The organism is Flavivirga aquimarina, from assembly GCF_030540835.1.
Lineage (GTDB): Bacteria > Bacteroidota > Bacteroidia > Flavobacteriales > Flavobacteriaceae > Flavivirga > Flavivirga aquimarina.
Genome location: NZ_JAUOEK010000071.1, coordinates 1 through 21,794, shown reverse-complemented (window position 1 = coordinate 21,794; position 21,794 = coordinate 1). Strand labels below are relative to the sequence as shown.

The 21,794-nt window shown below is 31.6% G+C and carries 17 protein-coding genes; 8 read left to right on the top strand and 9 right to left on the bottom strand.

Going from position 1 to position 21,794, the window contains the following annotated elements:
- Positions 1-24 precede the first annotated feature (24 nt).
- Positions 25-1,293, bottom strand: a complete 1,269-nt coding sequence (gene bamG, locus Q4Q35_RS06355; RefSeq protein WP_303277113.1) for a BamG family beta-barrel-assembly machinery protein — start codon at positions 1,291-1,293, stop codon at positions 25-27.
- Positions 1,283-2,596, bottom strand: a complete 1,314-nt coding sequence (locus Q4Q35_RS06350; RefSeq protein WP_303277112.1) for a DUF4270 family protein — start codon at positions 2,594-2,596, stop codon at positions 1,283-1,285. The genes bamG and Q4Q35_RS06350 overlap by 11 nt, the downstream gene beginning before the upstream one ends.
- 228 nt (positions 2,597-2,824) lie before the next feature.
- Between Q4Q35_RS06350 and Q4Q35_RS06345 the strand changes: the two genes are divergently transcribed.
- From Q4Q35_RS06345 to Q4Q35_RS06325, 5 genes are all read left to right on the top strand, one after another.
- Positions 2,825-3,709 carry a DUF6268 family outer membrane beta-barrel protein gene (locus Q4Q35_RS06345; protein ID WP_303277111.1) on the top strand — a complete coding sequence of 295 codons (885 nt, stop codon included), beginning with the start codon at positions 2,825-2,827 and terminating at the stop codon, positions 3,707-3,709.
- A 3-nt stretch (positions 3,710-3,712) separates the two neighbouring features.
- Positions 3,713-4,696 (top strand): Kelch repeat-containing protein, encoded by a 984-nt coding sequence (locus Q4Q35_RS06340; RefSeq protein ID WP_303277110.1) that lies wholly within the window; start codon positions 3,713-3,715, stop codon positions 4,694-4,696.
- 128 nt (positions 4,697-4,824) lie between these two features.
- A complete protein-coding gene (locus tag Q4Q35_RS06335; protein ID WP_303277109.1) occupies positions 4,825-5,160 on the top strand; it encodes a DUF4907 domain-containing protein in 336 nt (111 codons plus the stop codon).
- A gap of 63 nt (positions 5,161-5,223) precedes the next feature.
- On the top strand, positions 5,224-6,270 hold the full coding sequence (locus Q4Q35_RS06330) for a sensor histidine kinase (RefSeq protein ID WP_303277108.1): 1,047 nt from the start codon (positions 5,224-5,226) through the stop codon (positions 6,268-6,270).
- Positions 6,270-6,995, top strand: a complete 726-nt coding sequence (locus Q4Q35_RS06325) for a LytR/AlgR family response regulator transcription factor (protein WP_303277106.1) — start codon at positions 6,270-6,272, stop codon at positions 6,993-6,995. Before Q4Q35_RS06330 ends, Q4Q35_RS06325 begins: the two co-directional genes overlap by 1 nt.
- Before the next feature lie 794 nt (positions 6,996-7,789).
- On the opposite strand, the gene Q4Q35_RS06320 is transcribed toward Q4Q35_RS06325, so the two are convergent.
- The 7 genes from Q4Q35_RS06320 to Q4Q35_RS06290 form a co-directional block, all read right to left on the bottom strand.
- Complete coding sequence (locus Q4Q35_RS06320; RefSeq protein WP_303277105.1) at positions 7,790-9,199, bottom strand: purine-cytosine permease family protein; 1,410 nt, start codon at positions 9,197-9,199, stop codon at positions 7,790-7,792.
- A gap of 35 nt (positions 9,200-9,234) precedes the next feature.
- Positions 9,235-10,605: an FGGY-family carbohydrate kinase gene (locus tag Q4Q35_RS06315; protein ID WP_303277104.1), complete on the bottom strand. Its 1,371-nt coding sequence runs from the start codon at positions 10,603-10,605 to the stop codon at positions 9,235-9,237.
- A gap of 4 nt (positions 10,606-10,609) precedes the next feature.
- Positions 10,610-11,890 carry a sugar isomerase gene (locus Q4Q35_RS06310; protein WP_303277103.1) on the bottom strand — a complete coding sequence of 427 codons (1,281 nt, stop codon included), beginning with the start codon at positions 11,888-11,890 and terminating at the stop codon, positions 10,610-10,612.
- A gap of 163 nt (positions 11,891-12,053) precedes the next feature.
- A complete protein-coding gene (locus Q4Q35_RS06305) occupies positions 12,054-14,159 on the bottom strand; it encodes a bifunctional aldolase/short-chain dehydrogenase (RefSeq protein WP_303277102.1) in 2,106 nt (701 codons plus the stop codon).
- 845 nt (positions 14,160-15,004) lie between these two features.
- A complete protein-coding gene (locus Q4Q35_RS06300; RefSeq protein WP_303277101.1) occupies positions 15,005-16,030 on the bottom strand; it encodes a hypothetical protein in 1,026 nt (341 codons plus the stop codon).
- A gap of 467 nt (positions 16,031-16,497) precedes the next feature.
- Entirely contained in the window at positions 16,498-16,941 is a 444-nt protein-coding gene (locus Q4Q35_RS06295) for a hypothetical protein (RefSeq protein ID WP_303277100.1), read from the bottom strand.
- A gap of 335 nt (positions 16,942-17,276) precedes the next feature.
- Positions 17,277-17,549 (bottom strand): hypothetical protein, encoded by a 273-nt coding sequence (locus Q4Q35_RS06290; RefSeq protein ID WP_303277099.1) that lies wholly within the window; start codon positions 17,547-17,549, stop codon positions 17,277-17,279.
- A gap of 180 nt (positions 17,550-17,729) precedes the next feature.
- Here Q4Q35_RS06290 and Q4Q35_RS06285 point away from each other — a divergent pair, with 180 nt between their 5' ends.
- The 3 genes from Q4Q35_RS06285 to Q4Q35_RS06275 all read left to right on the top strand — a co-directional run bounded on the left by Q4Q35_RS06285 (position 17,730) and on the right by Q4Q35_RS06275 (position 21,352).
- Positions 17,730-18,776, top strand: coding sequence for a GntR family transcriptional regulator (locus tag Q4Q35_RS06285; protein WP_303277098.1), 1,047 nt, complete (start codon positions 17,730-17,732; stop codon positions 18,774-18,776).
- Between the two features lie 457 nt (positions 18,777-19,233).
- A complete protein-coding gene (locus Q4Q35_RS06280) occupies positions 19,234-19,761 on the top strand; it encodes an RNA polymerase sigma-70 factor (protein ID WP_303277097.1) in 528 nt (175 codons plus the stop codon).
- A 1,063-nt stretch (positions 19,762-20,824) separates the two neighbouring features.
- A complete protein-coding gene (locus Q4Q35_RS06275) occupies positions 20,825-21,352 on the top strand; it encodes a sigma-70 family RNA polymerase sigma factor (protein ID WP_303277096.1) in 528 nt (175 codons plus the stop codon).
- Positions 21,353-21,794: the final 442 nt, after the last annotated feature.

Sequence of the window (21,794 nt, the reverse complement as noted above, 5' to 3'; positions counted from 1 at the left end):
AGTACCAGGTTTTACACTTTCTTTCTAATCAATTTTCCTTTTTTGAAACCACTTGCCTTCGAAACTTAAATTTATTGAAAGTAAATGGTAGTTTTCTTTGATTAATCCATTATTAATTTGGCCTTTATTGCCGTATGAATATCCAATATTAATCATGGAATTAGAGTAGCTATTCAAAGGCATTCCAATACCTAAGTTTATGGCGTAATTTTTAACACGTTGTTTGTTTACTTCTAAGTTCCCATTATCATAATTAAAACCAGCTCTATACTCTAAATTTTTAAAAAATTTAGAAGCTTGTTTTTTAGCAGAATATTGAAGTCCTAACCCTAAAAAATCTTGATTCACATAGGTGCCTAATTGATCTGATTGATTGGTGTTATCCCATAAACTCTTTTTATAGTCTAAGTTAAAGCTAAAGAATTTTTTAAACTTGGATTGAAAACCAAAGCCAAATTCTAAAGGAAGTTTAAAATCATCTATATCTAGATTATTACTAGAAATACTATTTTCTAAAGTTTCTGTTGATGAAGAAGCGACTCTTTCTTTATCCCCGCTTAAACTTGTAGGTAAATTAACAATAGCTCCAAGAGACATGTTATTTAATACGTCATATTGTAAACCAGAACCTAAACGAACACCAGAGTAGTAATTTTCATCATATAAAGAAATGATACTTGTAGATACCGTATTATTAGATGTAATGGGGATATAATTAGTTTGTGTTTGAGTTATTTGACCAAATAAAACAGTACCTGTTATACCCAATCTTAATTTATTATTTATAGCGTATCCGTAATTTAACTTAAGATTATTAATCCCTCCAGTACCTTCAATATCTGAGTTGAATGAATAAGTGCTTCCTTCAATATTGGATTCAATATCATTTAAAGTATACCCAACACTGGTATATGGAATTAAAGTAATGCCAACTCCAGATTTTTCAGATAAGGGAAATGCAATAGCTATATTAGAAAAATTAGCTATTATATTAGAGCTTTTACGACCATTTTCCGTAAGGATGTTGGTTTCAGCTTTAAAACCAAAATCGTAGAAAAATGATTTTAAAGGAATACTTGCAAATGAAGCCGGGTTAGAATTATTTATAAAAGTGGTAGACGGTATAGCGATACCAGATTTTCCCAACCCATTAATTTTTCCTGTGTTGATTTCGTTTATTTGTCCAAGTCCATATAACGAATATGGAGAATTAGATAATGAATTAGTTTGGGCTATGGTTTCAATTGAAACTAGCAAAAAAAAGAAATAATATAAAATATGTTTAGTTGTCATAAATAGCGTAGGTTAATTCTAGTTTTGCTTTCAAGTCATCAGAAGCATTTTCTCCATTTAAGATATACCGATCTAAAGATTCATTATAGTTTTGCGAGTAAATAGCTAAAAACAAATTATCATCATTTATGGTTTCTAATTTTAAATCTAAAAAGTATTTAAGAGGGATAGAATAAACTATAATATTATATTCGGAGCTTTCATAATCAATAAGCCCTAAGGCTGTATCACCAGCTTCATCTACAAGGTTGCTAAGAACTTCACCATTTTTGTTGTATATGTAAATGTTTAAAGAATCTTTGGTGAATAGATTATCTGTGCTAGAATTTTGTTTTATTGAAACTTTTAAATTAGCATCAAGTATGGTTCCGGTACCCTGTATTTCATTAATTCTTTCAATATAGGGGATCTCGATCCTTGTTGATATTCCAGTTCCCGCTTGTATATAACTGGCATCATCTGTTGAAGAACTTGGTAAGTTGATGTCTTGATCATTTAAAGATTCAAAATGGGTGCCTAAATAATCACTAGATATATTATTAAAAGTATTATTGGTATTAAACGCTATATCGAATTCGTATGAAACATCTTCTATTTCGCCTGGAATGGTGTAATAAATTCTTAAAAGGCTTTCACTCGAGAATCCTAAAATGGCCGTGTTATCGGTATCGGCTTCAATTAGTAAACCTTTATATCTATATAAAAATTCTTCGCTATCATTAATTTCATTGTCTTTAATATCGTCAAACAGTGTTTTTCCAAAAGTGTTATCTAAATGAATAAGTACCGAATCTTCTTTTTTTGGATATGCCAAAAAACTTTCACTTGCCAATGGTGCCATGTCATCATAAGTGAAGTCTGTTGTATTATAAAACAAATCATCATCGTCATTAGGTTCTATTTTTTGAGTCACTCTATAGACATTAAACTTTTGAGTAGGAATTGTGTCATTGTAAAAGTAATCGTCATATTTTAAAACTAAAGTAATAGAATCAAAAACGGCATCATCATCAAGTGAGAAAACAGAATTACTAAGCTGTATATAACTCTTACTTTTAGAAATACCAAAAACAGGATCTGTATACGCTCCTATTAATAATCGGCTTGCATCAGATACAATTATAGAATCGAATTTAAAAGTAGTAGCTTTAACAGTTAATGTGTCTATAAAATAAACTTTGGTATTTACATCTATCCAATTTTCTCCAACGGGCAACGTGCTATCTTCTTCACAAGAAACTAAACACAAAAGTAGAATTGTTAGAAATACTAAAGGGACTGCAATTACTTGCTTAATACTCATAATATAATTTAAATTTAAGCGAACTTAATTATACCCTTATTGTAAATGAAATGAGTTATACAGAAACGATTTTTTAATATGCCAACAGCAGGATTTTTGCTACCAAATCTATTTTACTTTGTTTGTCTAAAAAAAAGGCCAGTTGGTATAGACTAATCCATAGAATAGCTATTATCTTTTTATTACCAAGATGCTGTAAATACATTTGTTGAAATTTCAATTTAATAAATGAGAAAATTTTTTATGGTAGCTTTTATCATTTCTATTGTGAATAAATCTGCAGGGCAATTAAATGAAGATATATTTTCATTTAATTATTCATTAGCACCAATAGGGAATGATGATATTGATTTTAGTAAGGTCGATTTTGGAATTTCAATACCAGTTAAATTAAAAGAGGGACTATTAATAAATAGTTTTAAAGCAGATTTTTATAGTTTGAATTATGGTACTAGTTATAGTTTTTCAACTACAGATATATCAAAATTTAATGGTTTAAATTATGGGTTAAAATATATCTATCCATTATCTAATACATGGAAATTAAATGCACAGGTAATAGCAGCGTTGGTTTCAAATTCACTAAGTCATATAAGCTATAATGATTTATTTGTTGGGGGAGATGTGTCGGTTACTAAATTATTAAGTACAAATGATACTTCTGAGTCTTTAACATTAGGCGTTAATTATACTACAATTACAGGAGAACCAAGGTTTTTACCCACTATAAATTATGCGAAACAGGTGAATGATAAATTATCGTACGGAATTGGGTTTCCTAAAACATATGTTGTTTATAAATTAAGTGAATTAGGCACATTAAAATCATTGTTATCGTTAGATGGGTTTTATTCAAATTTGAGTACCCCTATTTCTGTCAATCTAACAGACCAAGCTAGTAAAGCATCGTTTTCGTCAACTTCTTTGGCGTTAGAATATGATTATGAAATGGATGATAATTGGGGCATTTTGCTAAGAGGCGGGTATTCATTTACTAATAAATATACGCTGCTCGATTCGGGAGATAATAAAATATTCGATTTTAATACAGTGTCAAAACCAATTTTTTCAGCAGGAATAAAATTTAATATAAAAAAAGCAAACAAAAAATAGATTATGAAAAGTAATATGAGAAGTTTATTAGGATTAATAATCCTTGTAGTTTTAATAACAAGTTGTTCATCTGATGATGATTACGAAAGAGGCAACTGGATAGAACGTTCCATTTTTGATGGTATACCAAGAAGTAATGCCGTTGGTTTTGTTATTGATAATATGGGATATGCTGGTACTGGGTATGATGGAGACGATTATTTAAATGATTTTTGGCAGTACAATGTAGAAGGTGATTACTGGGTACAAAAAGCTGATTTTCCGGGTGTAGCCAGAACGTCTGCATCTGCATTTTCGCTAGAAGGAAAAGGTTATATAGGAGTAGGTTATGACGGACTTGTAGAATTGAGCGATTTTTGGCAATACGATCCAGATACAAATTTATGGGCTCAAAAAGCAGATTTTGGCGGAGGAACAAGAATGGCTGCTGTCGGGTTTGGAGCCAATGGAGTGGGCTATGTTGGAACCGGTTACGATGGTGATAATGAGAGAAAAGATTTTTGGCAATACGATCCGGATACAGACATATGGACAGAGGTTTACGGTTTTGGAGGAAATAAAAGAAGAGATGCGACAACTTTTGTAATAGACGATAAAGTGTATTTAGGAACTGGTTTGAGTAATGGAAGTTATGTGACGGATTTTTGGGAGTTTGACCCTGCTACTGAAGTTTGGACTAGTAAGTTGGATTTGGATGATGATGACGATTATTCTATTGTTAGATCTAATGCTGTTGGATTTAGTATTAATGGATTAGGTTATATAGCATCTGGTTACTATGGAGGTGCTGTATCAACTTTATGGGAGTATGATCCATCAACCGATTTATGGGAAAACATAACAAGTCTTGAAGGAGCTGTAAGGCAAGATGCTGTTAGTTTTTCTACAGGCAGTAGAGGATTTGTTTTATTTGGTCGTAGTGGAACTTATTATCTAGATGATATTTATGAGTTATTTCCACAAGAAGAATACGACGATGAAGATTAGTTTGATGATACTATTTGATTGAGATAGTAGTTTTTTTGTCCAAAGCATTTGTTTCTCTTTTTTACTTTGTTTAGCTCATATGAGAAATAATTTGCTTTGGATTTTTTAATCTTAGAAACTAAATATTTATGAAGAAGTATTTTGTCTTTTTTTTAATAATTTTGAGCGTTACTTTAATTGGTTTTATAGTTTTAAAATCGGATATAAATAGTATAAAAAATGATTTTAAAACAAGTATCTATAAAATAAAAACAGGCTTTGGTTATAGTATAAGTTATAATAATAAGCTATTAATTAAGCAAGAAAACATTCCGGCAATTCAAAACAATCAACCTTTTTGCAGTTTTAATGATGCGCAAAAAGTTTCAGATTTAGTTAAAGAAAAGTTGGAGAAAAAAGAAACCCCAAAAATTTCATTAATAGAGTTAAAAAAACTTAAAATTCAATTAAACTGCCCTAATTAAACCTAATTTAACAAAAAAGTAAGCTATAAGATGTTGTGAATTACAATAATATAATTTAAGCAGATGAAAAGAACAGTTTTTTTAGATAAAAGAAAATATAGGCAAATACTATTGCATATTTCTATCTGGACTGTATTTATTATTTTTAATTTATTACTACCACAATCTAGGTATTCTAATTTTATTAGTTCACGGATAGTCATTTTTTTACTAATGAACGTGGTTCTTTTTTATATTAATTATTTATATTTAGTAGATAGGTTATTGCTTAAAAAAAAAACAATCGCTTATGTGTCTTTTGTTATCATTCTTTTATTAGCGGTAACATTAATTTCTAAAGAGCTAACATCAGAATTTGACTTAAACCACAGGATGCGACCGCCATCTTTTCATAAAAACAAAGTCCCGTTAATTAATACAAAACTAGTAGGTACTTTTATTTTCGGTTTTTCGTTAATAATAACAGGAACAGCATTAAAAATTTATTCTGAATGGAATAAAAACGAAAGAAATAAAAAAGAAATTGAAGCACAAAAATCGGCTACAGAACTGTCGTTTTTAAAAAACCAATTAAACCCTCATTTTTTATTTAACTCCTTAAATAGTATCTATTCGCTTACCACCAAAAAATCGAATGATGCTCCAGAGGCAGTGATAACCCTATCGGAATTAATGCGCTATATGTTGTATGAAACAAACAATGATTTTGTACCCTTAAATAAAGAATTAGAGTATATTCAAAATTATTTAAAGCTACAGCGACTGCGAATAGCAAATAACGAAAATGTAACTTTAAATATACATGGCACAATATCAAATCAAAAAATAAGACCTTTATTACTCATTTCATTTATAGAAAATGCTTTTAAATACGGTACAGATTTTAAAGGTAATACCGAAGTGAAAATAGAGATTTATATAAATGACAACAAATTACAGTTTAATTGTATAAACTTAATAGGTGATAGAAAAAAAGATAATGACAGTTCGGGCATAGGATTAAAAAACACAAAAGAGCGATTAGAGTTTTTATATCCGAATATGCATGAACTGGTAGTCGAAGAAGAAAAAGACAGGTTTATTGTAAATTTAATGCTAAAATTAAGCTAATGAAATGTGTAATTATAGATGACGAACCATTAGCAATCGATGTTATTGAATCTTATGTTAAACAAGTAGGAGGTTTAGAAATAGTCGCTAAATGCACAAACCCTTTGGATGCCATAACACTATTAAGTAAGCATAAAATAGATCTTGTTTTTTTAGATATAGAAATGCCAAACCTTACAGGAATAGATTTGGTAAAAGCCATAGATAATATCCCCCAGTTTATTTTTACAACAGCATATCCGCAATATGCTTTAGATGGGTTTAATTTAAACGCAACAGATTATTTGGTAAAACCAATTCCGTTTCATCGTTTTTTAAAAGCGATATCAAGAGCCAAAGAAAAATATGAATTGGAACAAAACAAACAAACAAATGTAGTATCTACGGGAGTAGTAACAACACAAACGCTTGATGATTTTATTTTTGTAAAATCGGAATATGAAAACATTAAGATAAATATCGATACTATTAAATACATACAAGGGTTAAAAGATTATATAAAGATTTATTCTACAACAACCAATAAAGCTATTTTAACCCTGTCTAGTTTTAAAGATATTATGGATAAACTTCCGGCTTCTCAGTTTATAAGAATTCACAGATCGTATATTGTAAATGTTGGATTTATTGAGGCATTACAAAAAACGAATGTAGTTATTGATAATATACGTATTCCTATTGGAGAAACTTACAAAGAAGAAGTTATGAAAAGGCTAGGAGTTTAATCCAAGGCGACTTTATTTAATATGGGCGACTTCGGCATAATTATTAATAAAACCTCCTCGTCTCCTATTTCAAAGTGTTGAAATAGAATCCACTCCTCCTTTTAAAGGAGGAGAATTAAATGAGGAAACTACAATTAACAAGAGTCACTCGTTAAACTACAATTAAAAATAGAGTAAATAATACAATTCCTTCCCTTGTGAGGGAAGGTGGATTTGATTTCAACAAAAGAAATCAAAGACGGAAGGGTCAGCCTTTTATGCAGCCTTTCTCTGCATATATAGCTGATTGTCTTATGATATTTTATTTTAACTATAGAATCCACTCCTCTGGTTGCTGAGCGCCTGCCTGCCGGACGGGCAGGGAGTCGAAATAAAGGAGGAGCGTTAAATAAAAATTACAATTAACAAGAGTCAACTCGTTAAACTACAATTAAAAATTAGAGTAAATAATACAATTCCTTCCATTGTGAGGGAAGGTGGCTTTGATTTCAATAAAAGAAATCAAAGACGGAAGGGTCAGCCTTTTATGCAGCCGTTCTCTGCATATATAGCTGATTGTCTTATGATATTTTATTTTGATTTAACTATAGAATCCACTCCTCTGGTTGCTGAGCGCCTGCCTGCCGGACGGGCAGGGAGTCGAAGTAAAGGAGGGGAATGAGAAAATTACAATTAACAAGAGTCAACTCGTTAAACTACAATTAAAAATAGAGTAAATAATACAACTCCTTCCCTTGTGAGGGAAGGTGGATTTGATTTCAACAAAAGAAATCAAAGACGGAAGGGTCAGCCTTTTATGTAGCCTTTCTCTGCATATACTTACTAAACACTAAAAATAAAACACCACATAATAACCAAGAAGGCAGTGTTACAAAAGATAAAAACACATCAAATTCTATAGATATAAAGTAGAATAAGCCAAAACTAATGGCCCACGCAAACAAGACAGCTTTATTGAACTTAATATGAGCTACTTCAGCATAATTTTTAATAATACCTGCTTTTTCGTAAAAAAAGTGTTCAAATACAATTATGGCACCAAAGGGTGCTAAAATAAATCCATAAAGAGCTACAAATCCTAATAATTGCATAGCGAATGCGGGAAATAATCCTGCAATAGTTGCAATAGAACCTGCAATAATAGTTACCCAGAATGTAGAAACTTTTGGAATAATGGCTTGAAAAGCAAGTCCAGCTCTATAAATAGTTGGGTTGGCGGTAGTCCATCCGGCTAATATCACTGCTATAATTCCGAAAATTCCAATGGCATTGTAAGCTAGAGGACCCGGAGCTACAGGAGGTGCTTCTCCATTTGATAAAAAAGCTAATGCCTCTGGTGACTTTAAGTAAACAGCATATAACAAAGCAGCAGCTATCCACGCCATATAATGGCCTACATACATTCCGGCAGCTGTTGTCCAGCCAGAACTTGCTTTTTTCGCAAACCTGAAAACAGATAAGTCCGACATACCAATATGCATAGCACCATTACAAAACCAAGACCATAATACCACATGCCAAAAAGTGTATTTTATTTGTCCAGGGAAAGGGTCTCCACCTTCACCCCAAATATTCCAAAAATCATTAAAACTGTTAACGTTCAATTGCGTTAAAGCGACTATACCACAAGCTATAAAAGCAATGACAATAATGGGAGACATCCAGTTTGCTGCTTTGGATACTGTATCATAACCTTTGGCGGCTATTAAAGAGATTACCGCTCCAATTAGTATGACTATAATGACCCAGGTAATACCATTAGGCGTGGTATCGGTTAGTCTGGGCATTTCCATATTAAAAGGAATACCTACTGCTGTAGCAGATACAGTAATCATAGCGCCGGCAAGAAAACAAAATAAAATACCATTGGCTAAATTATAACCGGTAACTAGTTTTTTACCACAGATTTTTTCCAATTGGTAATATAATGTGAGTCTGTTTTTAACAGCTATTTCGGCTGTTAAAAATCGCCAACTAAGTACCGCTAAAAGATTACCAATCAATAGTCCTACAATTAAGTCAAAGGCACTTACACCTGCTGTTAAAAATAGGGGGCCAATCATAAACTCCGTACCAGCAGCGTGTTCACCAGCGTACATGCCTAAAAAACTTTTCCAGCTTTTTAGTTTGGATTCTGGAACTGCTTGTCTTTCAAATTCTCCTCCAGCTATGTCTTCGATTTCATCTGTGTTTAGTTGGCTCATATTATGGTTTTTTTAGTTAGTTCTTTACTACATTATTATTTTATTATAAAGGGAACATGCTTTTTAAGCGAATAATTCTTTTTAAGAAACTTAGAGTTTAATTTAGAATCGGAAATTGAAATGGCAGCTCCTAGAGCAGACCCTAAAGAAGCATCTGTTGTTCTTAATTTTTTGTCTCTAAAATAATGCGATAACAATTTTATATAAAGGTCATTATCGCTAAATCCGCCATCGATATATAATTTTTTCACAGCATCATCCCCAATAACTCTTTTTATACTTTTTATTTGTAAAAGTACCAGTTCGATCATGAGTTGATGGTAAGCATGTTCAAATTTGTTATAACGTATTTTTGTTTCAGACGGCATATTTTCATCAGATATGCTTTCCCATTTAAATTGGTATTCAAAATCTTGATTTATTTCGAAAAAGGTATCGTAATCAAATTTTACATGACGGTGATAATCTTCAGAAACACCAAAATGAGCATCTAATTTGCTTACTTGAATTTTGTATTCGTTTCCTAAAAACAAACGTGTTGCTTTTACAGGTTTTCCATTAATTCGCATGTAATTTATCGTGTCTACATGTTGCACGTCTTTAGGAATGGGGTGTTCTGTAAAAGGGTTAAAAGCAATACTCCAGGTACCTGTAGAGACTAAAACAAATTTTTTCTTTATGCTTCTAACATAAGGCAATAATGCTGCAGAACTATCATGAATACCTACACCAATTTTAATACGTTTACCATTGTAATTCATATTAATACTGGTTTCTGTAGATACAATGGTTGGTAGTATGTTATTTATTCCTTCTTTATAGACCCACTCATGATAATCCTTTTTTTGGTAATCCCAAAGTGCGGTATGGCAACCTATACTAGTATATTCACTTAAAGCGATACCTGTAAAAATATAACTAAGGTATTGCGGTAAATGCAATGCGTATTTTATTTTTTTAAAGACCTCCGGTTTACTTTGCTTTAGCCAATATAATTGCATGCCAGAGTTTAGCATACTTAAATCGTAACAACCTGTTCTTTTTATAAATGATTCTTTAGAGCCGTATTTTTCAACAAAAGAATCTATGATGCTTTTGTCGAGCGGTTTTGTGTAGTTATAAAGAGGGGTAAGGACCTCTCCGTTTTCATCTAAATGCACAAAACTAGCTCCATAGGTAGAAAAATTAATAGCTTTTACATTATATTCCGATTGTTTAAGAATATTTTCGAATACACTTTTTAGCCAATCTTGAAGTGCTTTTAAGTTTTCGGTAGGGTGGCCATCTTCATCTTCAATTTCATCAAAACGTATGTATTCTTTATAAACCTCCTTATAATTCTTATCAAAAAGAAAGAATTTTTTATTGGTTTTTCCTATATCGAATATGGCGGTTACATCTATCATTTTATTACAATCCGGTAGCTATCGTATTTTTACCTCTTTCTTTAATTAATTGATTTCTAACGCCCAAAGTACGATAGGCATTGATTGGATTTAATGCACCACCACTTTCTAATCGGGCTTTTTCAAGCAATGGCCTAACATCTGTTCTATAAGCATCTTGCAATATTTCCTGACATGTTACAACATCATTATCCAGTTGGGCAGCCTTTAACAAATTTTGGTCAACTAAAAGGGCTTTAGCATAGGCTTCTTGAATGGCTTCAAGCGATTGAATGATATCTTCTAATGGGTCTTTTACATTATGACTGGCATCAATCATCCATGCTAAATCTGGATTTTGCGGATTGTTCTGCATGCCATATACCAATTCGTTAAAAATTAAAAATAAGGCATAAGGTTTGATGCTTCCAACAGTTAAATCGTCATCACCATATTTGCTGTCATTAAAGTGAAACCCGCCTAATTTACCTTTTAACATTAATATAGAAACAATTTGCTCAATATTACTGTTTGGTAAATGATGGCCCAAATCTACAAGAGAATAGGCTTTTTCGCCGCAAGCATTTGCCAACATAAACGATGTGCCCCAATCTTGAATAACGGTACTATAAAAATTAGGTTCGTAAGGTTTGTATTCAATAAGCATTTTCCAGTCGTCGGGAAGGCCTTTATAAATGGTCTTTAAGCTGTTTTCTGTGTTTTGAAGGGCTGTTTGAAAATTATTCTGTCCAGGAAAACAAGAGCCGTCTGCTAACCAAACGGTTAAACTTTTTGAACCCAGTTTGTTACCTATATTAATAACATCTAAATTGTGTTGAATGGCTTGTTCTCTTACAGCTTCGCTGGTATTACTTAAAGAACCATATTTATAACTTTCTTTAGATTCTTTTTGATCTTGAAACGTGTTTGAGTTTACGGCATCAAATTTAATGTCTAACGAATTTGCTAATTGTTTAATGGCATTGTAATCTTCTGGAACATCCCACGGAATATGTAAAGAAACTGCACCCGCAGTTTGGGTTAAAGCATGTATTAAACCTACATCTTGAATTTTTTGCTCCAGATTTGAAGGTTCTCCATAAAAAGAAAAACGTCCAAAACGAGTACCGCCTGCACCTAATGCCCAGCTAGGTATGGCTACTTGAAAATCTTGTAGTTTTTTTATGATGGTATCTACATGAATGCCCTTGTTGGTTAAATGGTTTGATAAAAAATGGAAATGATCTTTATGTGATTTAAGCGCTTTATTATTAGCGTCTTGAATATGATGATGTTCTAATTTCATGCTTTGATGTTTATTATGTTCTTATGGGGGCACATACAATATACACTATTGGGTATAGATGTCTTACTTATTGGTGTTTTTTGAATTTCTTAAAAAAAACTCCCATAAATATAACGATATGTTATGGAAGTTTTAATAAACAAAAAAAACTAACTCTAAATAATTATCGTACAAATGCATTAGCCATTCCACCATCAACATTAACAATGTTTCCGGTTGTTTTATCTAAAATGGCAACCAATGAGAATACACCATTGGCTATATCTTCAGGATATATAATTTCATTTAATAAATTTCGTTTTGCGTAATGTGCAGGAAGCTCTTCTACTGCAATACCATAAGCTTTAGCACGTCCTTCTGCCCAAGCACCTTCCCATATTTTACTCCCTACTATAACCCCATCTGGGTTTACTATATTAACACGTATTTTGTCTGGAGCCAATTCTGCTGCTAATAAACGCGACATGTGCTGTTGTGCTGCTTTTGCAGTGCCGTAACCTACATTGTTTGGCCCAGAAACCAATCCGTTTTTACTGGCTATACTAATAAAGTTACCACCTAAATTTTGCTTACGCATAACTTCTACACCTAGTTTAGCCAACTCAAATTGACCTTTAACTAAAACATTTTGTAAAAGATCCCAATCTTTTTCGGTTGTGTCTTCTATTGGCTTCGATATTGCTAATCCAGCACTGTGAACAATAATATCGACTCCTCCAAAATCTAAACAGGCTTTTTTATAGGCCTCTTTTATAGAATCTGCACTTGTTACGTTGCAAACAGCATATGTGGAAACATCACGTTTGTAAGTGGCCTGTGCTACTTTTAAACTAGCTTCATCAATATCGGTTAGTACAATGTTTGCACCTTCGGCAGCTAATTTATCGGCAATAGCTTTACCAATACCACCACCAGCTCCAGTAATTAAAGCTACTTTACGGGATAAAGGTTGCTCTTTTGGCATTCTGGAAAGTTTGGCTTCTTCTAACAACCAATATTCAATATCGAATGCTTCTTGTCTTGGCAGTGATGTGTAAGCTGTTATAGCTTCTGCGCCGCGCATCACATTAATAGCATTTATGTAAAATTCACTGGCAACTCTGGTAGTCTGTTTGTTTTTTGCAAAACTAAACATACCAACTCCTGGATAAATAATAATCACAGGGTTTGGGTCGCGCATTGCTGGGCTATTATCTTTTTTACAGGTATTGTAATAATCTGCGTATTCTTGTCTGTATGTTTCAAAAGCAGGTTCTAATTTTGCTAAAACTGCTTTGGTATCTTCTAAATTTTCATCGGTTCCTAAAGTTAAAACTAAAGGCTGAATTTTTGTTCTTAAAAAATGGTCGGGACATGATGTACCTAATGGTGCTAACCTGTCTAAATCATGACTATTTATAAATTCTAAAACTACATCACTATCAGAAAAATGACCTATCATTCTGTTTTCAGATGAAGATAAACCTCTTAGTAACGGCATTAATTGAGCTGCCTTTTCTAAACGGGCTTCTTTAGCTAAACTTTTAATTTTTTGTCCACCAAAAACAGCTCCTTTTTCTTTAATTTTGTTTTCAATATATTCAGAAGCAGTTTCAATAACTTCTAAACTATTCATATAACATTCGTAAGAGGTGTCTCCCCATGTAAATAAACCGTGGCTTCCTAAAACGATACCTCTAATTCCGGGGTTATCTGCTAAACATTTTTCTAACTGAAGACCAAGGTCAAAACCAGGACGTTGCCAAGGAACCCATCCCATGGTATCTCCCCAAATTTCTTTGGTTACTTTTTCACTATCTTTTGCAGCTGCTACTGCTATTAAAGCATCTGGGTGTAGATGGTCTATATGAGCAAAAGGAAGTAAGCCATGTAAAGGCGTATCTATTGAAGGGGCTTTACTATCTAAATCATAAATACAATGGTTAAAAAGACCAACCATTCTGTCTTCATCATGCAACCCTTTATATACTTTTTTTAAATCTCGTAATCTGTCTGTGTAAAGACCCGCAATTCCAGAACGTGTTAAAGTGCCAATATCGCCACCAGAGCCTTTAACCCACATAACTTCAACATCTTCATTTGTTAATGGATCTTTTTCAATTGTTTTACAACTGGTATTTCCACCTCCGTAATTAGTAATTCTTAAATCTGCCCCTAATATATTCGAGCGGTATAAAAATAAAGCAACTTGATCATCGTTTAATTTTTTTGCTTTGTCTTCATCCCATAGGTAATCGACATATTTAAATTCTTTGTGGTGATTCTTCATGTAATATCTTTCATTTTTAAAATAATAGTACCAAAAATAAATAACCGTCTAAAATTATGCATCCTGTACTGTACCGCTAGGGGTAAAAAGTTGAGTTGTTATAACAGTTTTATAAATAGATCAATATTTTAAAAACCCAAAAATAATCGTTAAGAATAGACCATAGGGAAAGCCCAGATCCTTTGTTAGAATAAAGTGCAAAACTTCGAAATCCAGTTTCTTCGGAAGTGTGAGTTCGATTCTCACCTTGAGTACAAAAGGCTTCAACATTTCTGTAAAAGCCTTTTGTATTTCACAGGTACAACATAGGTACAACAAATTTGATTTTTATCGAAATAAAAAAGAGACCGCTTTGCTTGGTTCAAGTCCGACAACTGGCACCACTTAACTCAGGGGTTATAGTCGATTCCAAATTCTTTAAAAACCTTTTGACTAAGGATATGGCTAGAGAATAGCATAAATTCACTAAAATGTGAATCGGTTTTTGATTTTACTTAAAGATTAACTTGGAAATCACTTCATATTTTTCTTAAAACCCTGTTTTTTACTACTTTTTTTAATGGAACAATTACCGTTTGTCGGATTTATGTTACAAAATATCATAAAAAACATCTATAAATTATCGTGGTCTGATTTTTTTCCTATATATTGCTATCGTTAAAACCAATGAAAAATGTTTTTAGCCAAAGAATTAACACAATGATTGTCTTTTTGCTGAAAAACAACTTGATTTTTTGCATAAATCACATAATTTAAACATGAGTTATAAAAATTTGAGAAAAGGAAAAAATATGAAAAAGCATAATTTTAAAATGGGTGGAGGACACGACTACTAGAGCCCAAGATTATCTGTGCCAAATAATTCTAAAGCGTTTTTTATATTCTCTCATATTCGATATGTTTTGATAATTGATTAAATATGTTATCGAAAATTTGTTACCCGATCCAGATTCAGATTTATCTAATAGAATGGCATCATCTCCAGCTGAAACCCAAACACCATTCATCTTTTTTTGGCATGCGTATTTAGAAGGCACTTTTGTCAATGTTAAAGTAATTTTTTCATAAAGAACGGGTGTCGTACTGTTTCCGAATTCAAAAACTTCTTTTTTACTTATAAAGCATGAATCTAACTCTAACCGTGCAGTTGTTTTTAACAATTCATATCTTGGGAATTTTTTATCTAATTTAAAATCTACTTCGAAATAATCGTCCTTTGTTCTTTTTTTTATTGAATTTGTTTCATTTTTACCGTCAATTATTAAACTTTTAATTTCTGTCCTTTTAGTGAATTTAAATCTATGTCTAAAATCGTCAACATCTCTATCTAATGGAAAAATGTGACTAATCCTTAATAATTCCGAAGCGATTCCTTTATCATCCTTAACATTTATCTTTGTCCTTGAAAAAAATACAATCTTTGGGTAATCACCAACGAGTTTAAAATAACTATACCTAATAGGAAGAGTTGTAATATGGTCATTATAATTATTTAATAAAGTTTCCCCTAATTGTTTATATGAGTTTTTGTGATTCTCTATGATAAATTTACTAATGGCTTCAAAATTATCAATACTATCTTCCTTTTTTCTAAGTTGTATTTGCTTTTTTTTAATGCTTTTGATTTTTACTAACCTTATAATTAAAAAAACCATAAATATTATCATAACTAAAACAATAACAGCCACTGTTATAGGCAGTAGATCATTTATCAAGTCTATGAAAAATTGTCCAAAAGAACAGAAACCGTCATATAAAAGCCCCACTAGTATAGCAGGTGAAATAACTCCCCCTATAATCCATGCCCAAAACGAATGATCCTTAAGCCAATCAACCACAATTCTCTTTAATTTCTTAATTCTTTTAGTCATATTTTTAATTCTTTAATACATTAACAGTAATCCCTATTGAACCAATAGGGGTTACTGTTAATGAGGTTTATATTTTTTTACATATTATTATAAACGAGACTGAAGAGAGTATTTTTACAGCCTGTAATATTCTCTAGCATAATTTATTTTGGTTAACAAAATCAGTAAGGTATGGATACAATAAGGGTTCACTACTATTAAAGGTAAAATCACAAAGTGGGTGGGTAAGATTTTAATTTTTTTTCTGAACATTCATTAAAAAGCTCAAAATAAGGAACTTATAAAATAATTTTTTTTAAATATCACAGTGTCTTACCCACCCTAATTGCGACCAGATAGCACAGAAAGCTTTAAGATATATTTGGTTATCGGTTTGTGTTGCTTTGATATTAAGTACTTACTCAGTACTTAAAAACAGTATACTTTTATTTAAACTATTTAAAAAATAGTGTGTTTTTTCAAAAAAATTAAACCCTGTTATTTATAATTTCTCCATCTTCCTTTTTCCAAGTGATTTTAATATTAGTTACAAAAGCGTTGTCGTCACTGACAGCACTTAAATAACGTTCGTCGTGGGTTTTGGTGGATTTGAGGGATAGGGTTGTGAGTGCGTTGTAGATTTCGTCGAGACAGAAACCTTTGATGGTGACGAGATGTGTGGCAAAGAAGATTTTTATATACCGTTCATTTTCTGTGACATCGTTTTCGGCGTTATCGTCTTTCCCAATCCAAGCGGTGAGCATGTGGGAATAGAGGAAACATTGGCGTGTACCGTCAAGTAAAATAAAATCGATGGTGTGGGTATCGCCTGTTTCAAAAACCGTTACAGTATTTGGATCTTTTTGTGTTCGTTCTTTTTCTTGTCCGTTTTTGGCAATTTCTAAACTCTTAAACTCATAATTCTGACTCATACTTTATTTGTTTTAGGCCATTTAGCATATATATCTTCAATGTTTCTATTACATAAATTTACTAAAATCTGAAGCTTTGTGTTTTTTTAGGTTTTATTAAGGTTTTCATCATTTTTTACAGATGGAAGTTGCCTTGCATACATGTATATATATTTGGCATAGGCTTCAATTAGCTCTGGGTTATTGTTTCCTCTAAAATCACGCCTATTCTATTACACTCAAGTGCTAAATCATCTATATGCTTTAAATTTTCATTACTCATATTCTTATGTTATAAATTTATGTTTTTATTGTCAAATTTATTCAGTTTTGTAAATTCTATACACTTGTTTTTATTATATATCGGGTTCGATATCGACTGTTTTTATTAGTTCGATTTCCCTTTTTATTTCCCTGCTTATTTCTTTTTCAATTTCGATTGTTTTTGAAAATTCCGTTTTAATCAGTTCCGTTGCACCTTGCCTATCTCCATGTTTTTCAACATGGCTTAATAAGTCTTCAGCGTCATCTGTATAGATAGAGACATTTTCACGCCCTCTGGAAACCGAGACATAAAATTGTTTTTCATTAGAGGCGGGAAAGGAGGAAGCGGGTTGTGAGATGATCACACTTCAGTTCACTTCGGCTGTGCTCAAGATAAACTAAGTAGACGTACTCCTTTAATAAATTGTAAGAAGTAAAAAGTCAAGATTAGTTCATACATAACATCAAGCTATTATCTATATGGTTAAAAACATATATTCTTTTCTATATTTGTTATTATAACATGATCTAATAAATAGTTATAAATGGATATCATTAAATTTATAAAAATTGACGAAAACTCAAGAATACCAAAGTATCAACAAATTGTAGATTCTATTATACATAATATTACAGTTGGTAATCTTGAAATAGATCAAAAACTGCCATCTATAAATTTATTTAGTGAGGAATTTTATTTATCAAGAGATACTGTAGAGAAAGCGTATAATATTTTAAAGCATCGTCATATTATTTCTGCTATAAGAGGAAAGGGGTATTATATTACGAGAACAAAACTAATTTCTAAGTTTAATATTTTATTTCTTATTAATAAACTGAGTTCTTATAAGATGAGAATATACAATTCGTTTCTTAATGGCTTAGGGCCAAATTGCCATACAGATTTGCATATTTATCATTGTGATGAATCTTTATTTTTAAATTTATTAGACAAGTATAAATCGGCTTACGATTATTATATAATCATGCCTCATTTTAAAACTGAAAATCTACGGCATATAAGTTATACAGATAGCGTATTACAGGCGATTCATAAAATACCCAAGGATAAGTTGATTTTGGTAGACAATATTAATTTAACAAATAATGAAGCTATTAATGCTATTTATCAGGATTTTGAAAATGATATTTATAATGCGTTAAAAGAGGGGCTTAAAAAAATTAGGAAGTATAAAAAAATAATTCTGATCTATCCAGAAAAGGCAATTTACCCATATCCAAGAAGAATTTTACATGGGTTTAGAAAATTTTGTGTGGAATATGGATTGGACTTCGAAATCCTTAATGAGATATATGATGACATGATTCTTAAGAAAGGGGATTTATTTATAACTATTGAAGAATTTGATTTAGTTAATTTAATAAAGCAATTGAGAGAAGATGAATTTATATTAGGAAAAGACATTGGTATCATTTCTTATAATGATACAGCACTTAAAGAACTATTAGGAATTACTGTTATTTCAACAGATTTTAAAGTTATGGGGGAAACGTTATCAGATATGATTCTTAATAGAAAAAAGGGGAAAGTTAAGGCACCTTTTAACTTTATTAATAGAGAGTCCTTATAAACATCGTGTTTTATGATGTGTTTTTGATGAAAGAGCATAATGTCTAAATCACATGTTGAGACTATGATCTCAGAGCGCTTGTTATGGTTTACTTTATTTCCTTTCTCTTATATAAAACAAATCTAAAGGAGTGTAGTCGAAAGGCTTAATCTGATATCTCAATTCAATGTTTTGATTTTCAATTACATGTATATTCTTAAATCGAATTTGAGTTAATACAATACTACCTTAAGAAATTCAATTCGTAGATACTTGTGAAATTTATAGCTTATTTTGTACGAAGATGAGCTAAACCAAATATAGGATTTAAGTAGATTTTGTATTTTATCGAAGATACATAACCTTTAAAAAGATAATTGCATTTTTTTTGTAAAATAAACAGTTAATTGCGTATATTTTTACAAGATTATTAAGTGGTTACTTAATATACAGTGAATATTTCATTCTAAATAAGGCCATGAGGGAAGGCGAAACAAAATTTACATTAAAAAACTACAAAAAACTTTTTGAGAGTTTATATCCACAATTATGTGTGTTTGCTTATAAGTATCTCAGCGATTTGGAGTTGTCAAAAGATATCGTTCAGGAAGTTTTTCTTAAAGTTTGGGAAGATAAAATGACGTTTCAAAATGAAAATCATACAACAGGTTTTTTCTATAAAGCCGTGAAAAATAAATGTCTTAATTATTTAAAAAGTAAATCTTATAAAGTTACAGAACGTTACGAATCGGCAAATTTGAAGGCACATAAAACCGAGGAATTCAATATATCGGAAGCCGTAGCTATCGAAACTACAGTTGTTATAGAAAATGCCATTAAAAAACTACCAGAAAAAGCAGCTAAAGTTATTAGATTAAGTATAGAAGACTATTCAAATAACGAGATAGCAGAAGAGTTATCCATATCTGTTAACACTGTAAAGGATCATAAAAAATCTGCCTATCGTAAATTAAGAAACCTACTTGGTTTTTTAACAATTAAATGATTTTTCTTTGAGAACTCATCTTGACTTTTTCTATTTCCTAAAACCTGCCGGCAGGCAGGAACGGTGTACCCACAAATATTGGAGCAGAAATAACTATTTATAAATTTTTAAAGGCTCAAAATAATCGCTGAGAACAAACCATAGGGCAAGCCCAGGCGCTTCGTAAGAATAAAGAACAAAATTTCGAAACCCAGGAGCATAGCCTTGGATACTGTGATAGGGCGACGCGAAATTTTGTTCTTGGTTCTTTTTAAGCGCAGCGAGAGAAGAAATTCCTTTGAAGGGCGTCTTTTCTCCTACCTGCCGGCAGCTACGGTGTACCCACAAATATTGGAGCAGAAATAGCTATTTATAAAGTTTTAAAGGCTCAAAAATAATCGCTAAGAACAGACCATAGGGCAAGCCCAGACCCTTCGTAAGAATAAAGAACAAAATTTCGAAACCCAGGAGCATAGCCTTGGATGCTGTGATGGGGCGACGCGAAATTTTGTTCTTGGTTCTTCTTAAGCACAGCGAGAGAAGAAATTCCTTCGAAGGGGCGTCTTTTCTTTTGTTACTTTTCTTTGGACGAGCAAAGAAATCGAAGATTCATGAACTCCTATTTATCAAATAAGATTTGTGAACTAAAAGTAAATAATAAAATAGAAACCTTCTTTATTTTGTTACTTTTTTATGCTTAGTGATGCTATGCCTTTCAAAAAGTGTCTCATCTGAACAAATTTTATCTCATTTTCGGTTAAAAACAAAAAGTCAAGATGAGTTCTGAGTTTAATTTTTAAACAATAATCATTAATCAATAATAGGGGGCAAATTTATTTTATAAGTTAATACAATAAGTTTTTTAAAAATGATACCACCCGATTTTATTTTTAGTTGTATTTATAAGGGGTTAGTTAGTTAAAAAGCATTATTTAAAGAAGGAAAAAAGCTACATAATATATATGTATAATCACTTCTGTGAAACAGAATTAATTTACATATAATTAAATAAATTAACAAATGTTTATAAAATTATAAAAAAAATAACTTAGTTTTAGCGAATATTTTATTCTAAAAAGGGGCCATGAGGGGAGGCGAAACCGAATTTACATTAAAAAATTATAAGAAATTTTTTGAGAGTCTATATCCGCAATTATGTGTATTTGGATACAAGTATCTTGACGATTTAGATATGTCTAAAGATATGGTTCAAGAAGTTTTTATAAAAGTATGGGAAGATAAAATCACGTTTAAAAGTGAAAATCATGCTGTAGGTTTTTTCTATAAGGCTGTAAAAAATAAATGCATTAATTATTTAAAAAGTAAATCCTATAAAGTTACAGAACGTTATGAGCTTAAAAACTTAGAAGCGTACGAAACTGAAGAATTTTATGTATCAGACGCAGTCGTTATAGAAACCACTGCTGTTATAGAAAATGCGATTAAAAAACTACCAGACAAAGCCGCTAAAGTTATCCGATTAAGTATAGAAGACTATTCGAATAACGAGATAGCAGATGAACTCTCCATATCTATCAATACTGTAAAAGATCATAAAAAAGTGGCTTACCGTAAATTGAGAAACTTACTTGGTTTTTTAACAGTTAAATAAAAGAACATAGTATAAATCATAGCGGAAGTGCAGTCACTAAGCTTAATCGAGCTATGGTCACTGAGCCTTTAATACTGAACGCCCGTCTGCCGGACGGCTATGGTGTGCCCACAAATATTGGAGTAGGAATAGCTATTTATAAATTTTTAAAGGCTCAAAAATAATCGTTAAGAACAGACCATAGGGCAAGCCCAGACCCTTCGTAAGAATAAAGAACAAAATTTCGAAACTCAGGAGCATAGCCTTGGATGCTGTGATGGGGCGACGCGAAATTTTGTTTTTGGTTTTTCTTAAGCGCAGCGAGAGAAGAAATTCCTTCGAAGGGGCGTCTTTTCTCCTGCCTGCCGGCAGGCAGGTTTGTTACTTTTCTTTGGACGAGCAAAGAAATCGAAGATTCATGAACTCCTATTTATCAAATAAGATTTGTGAACTAAAAGTAAAT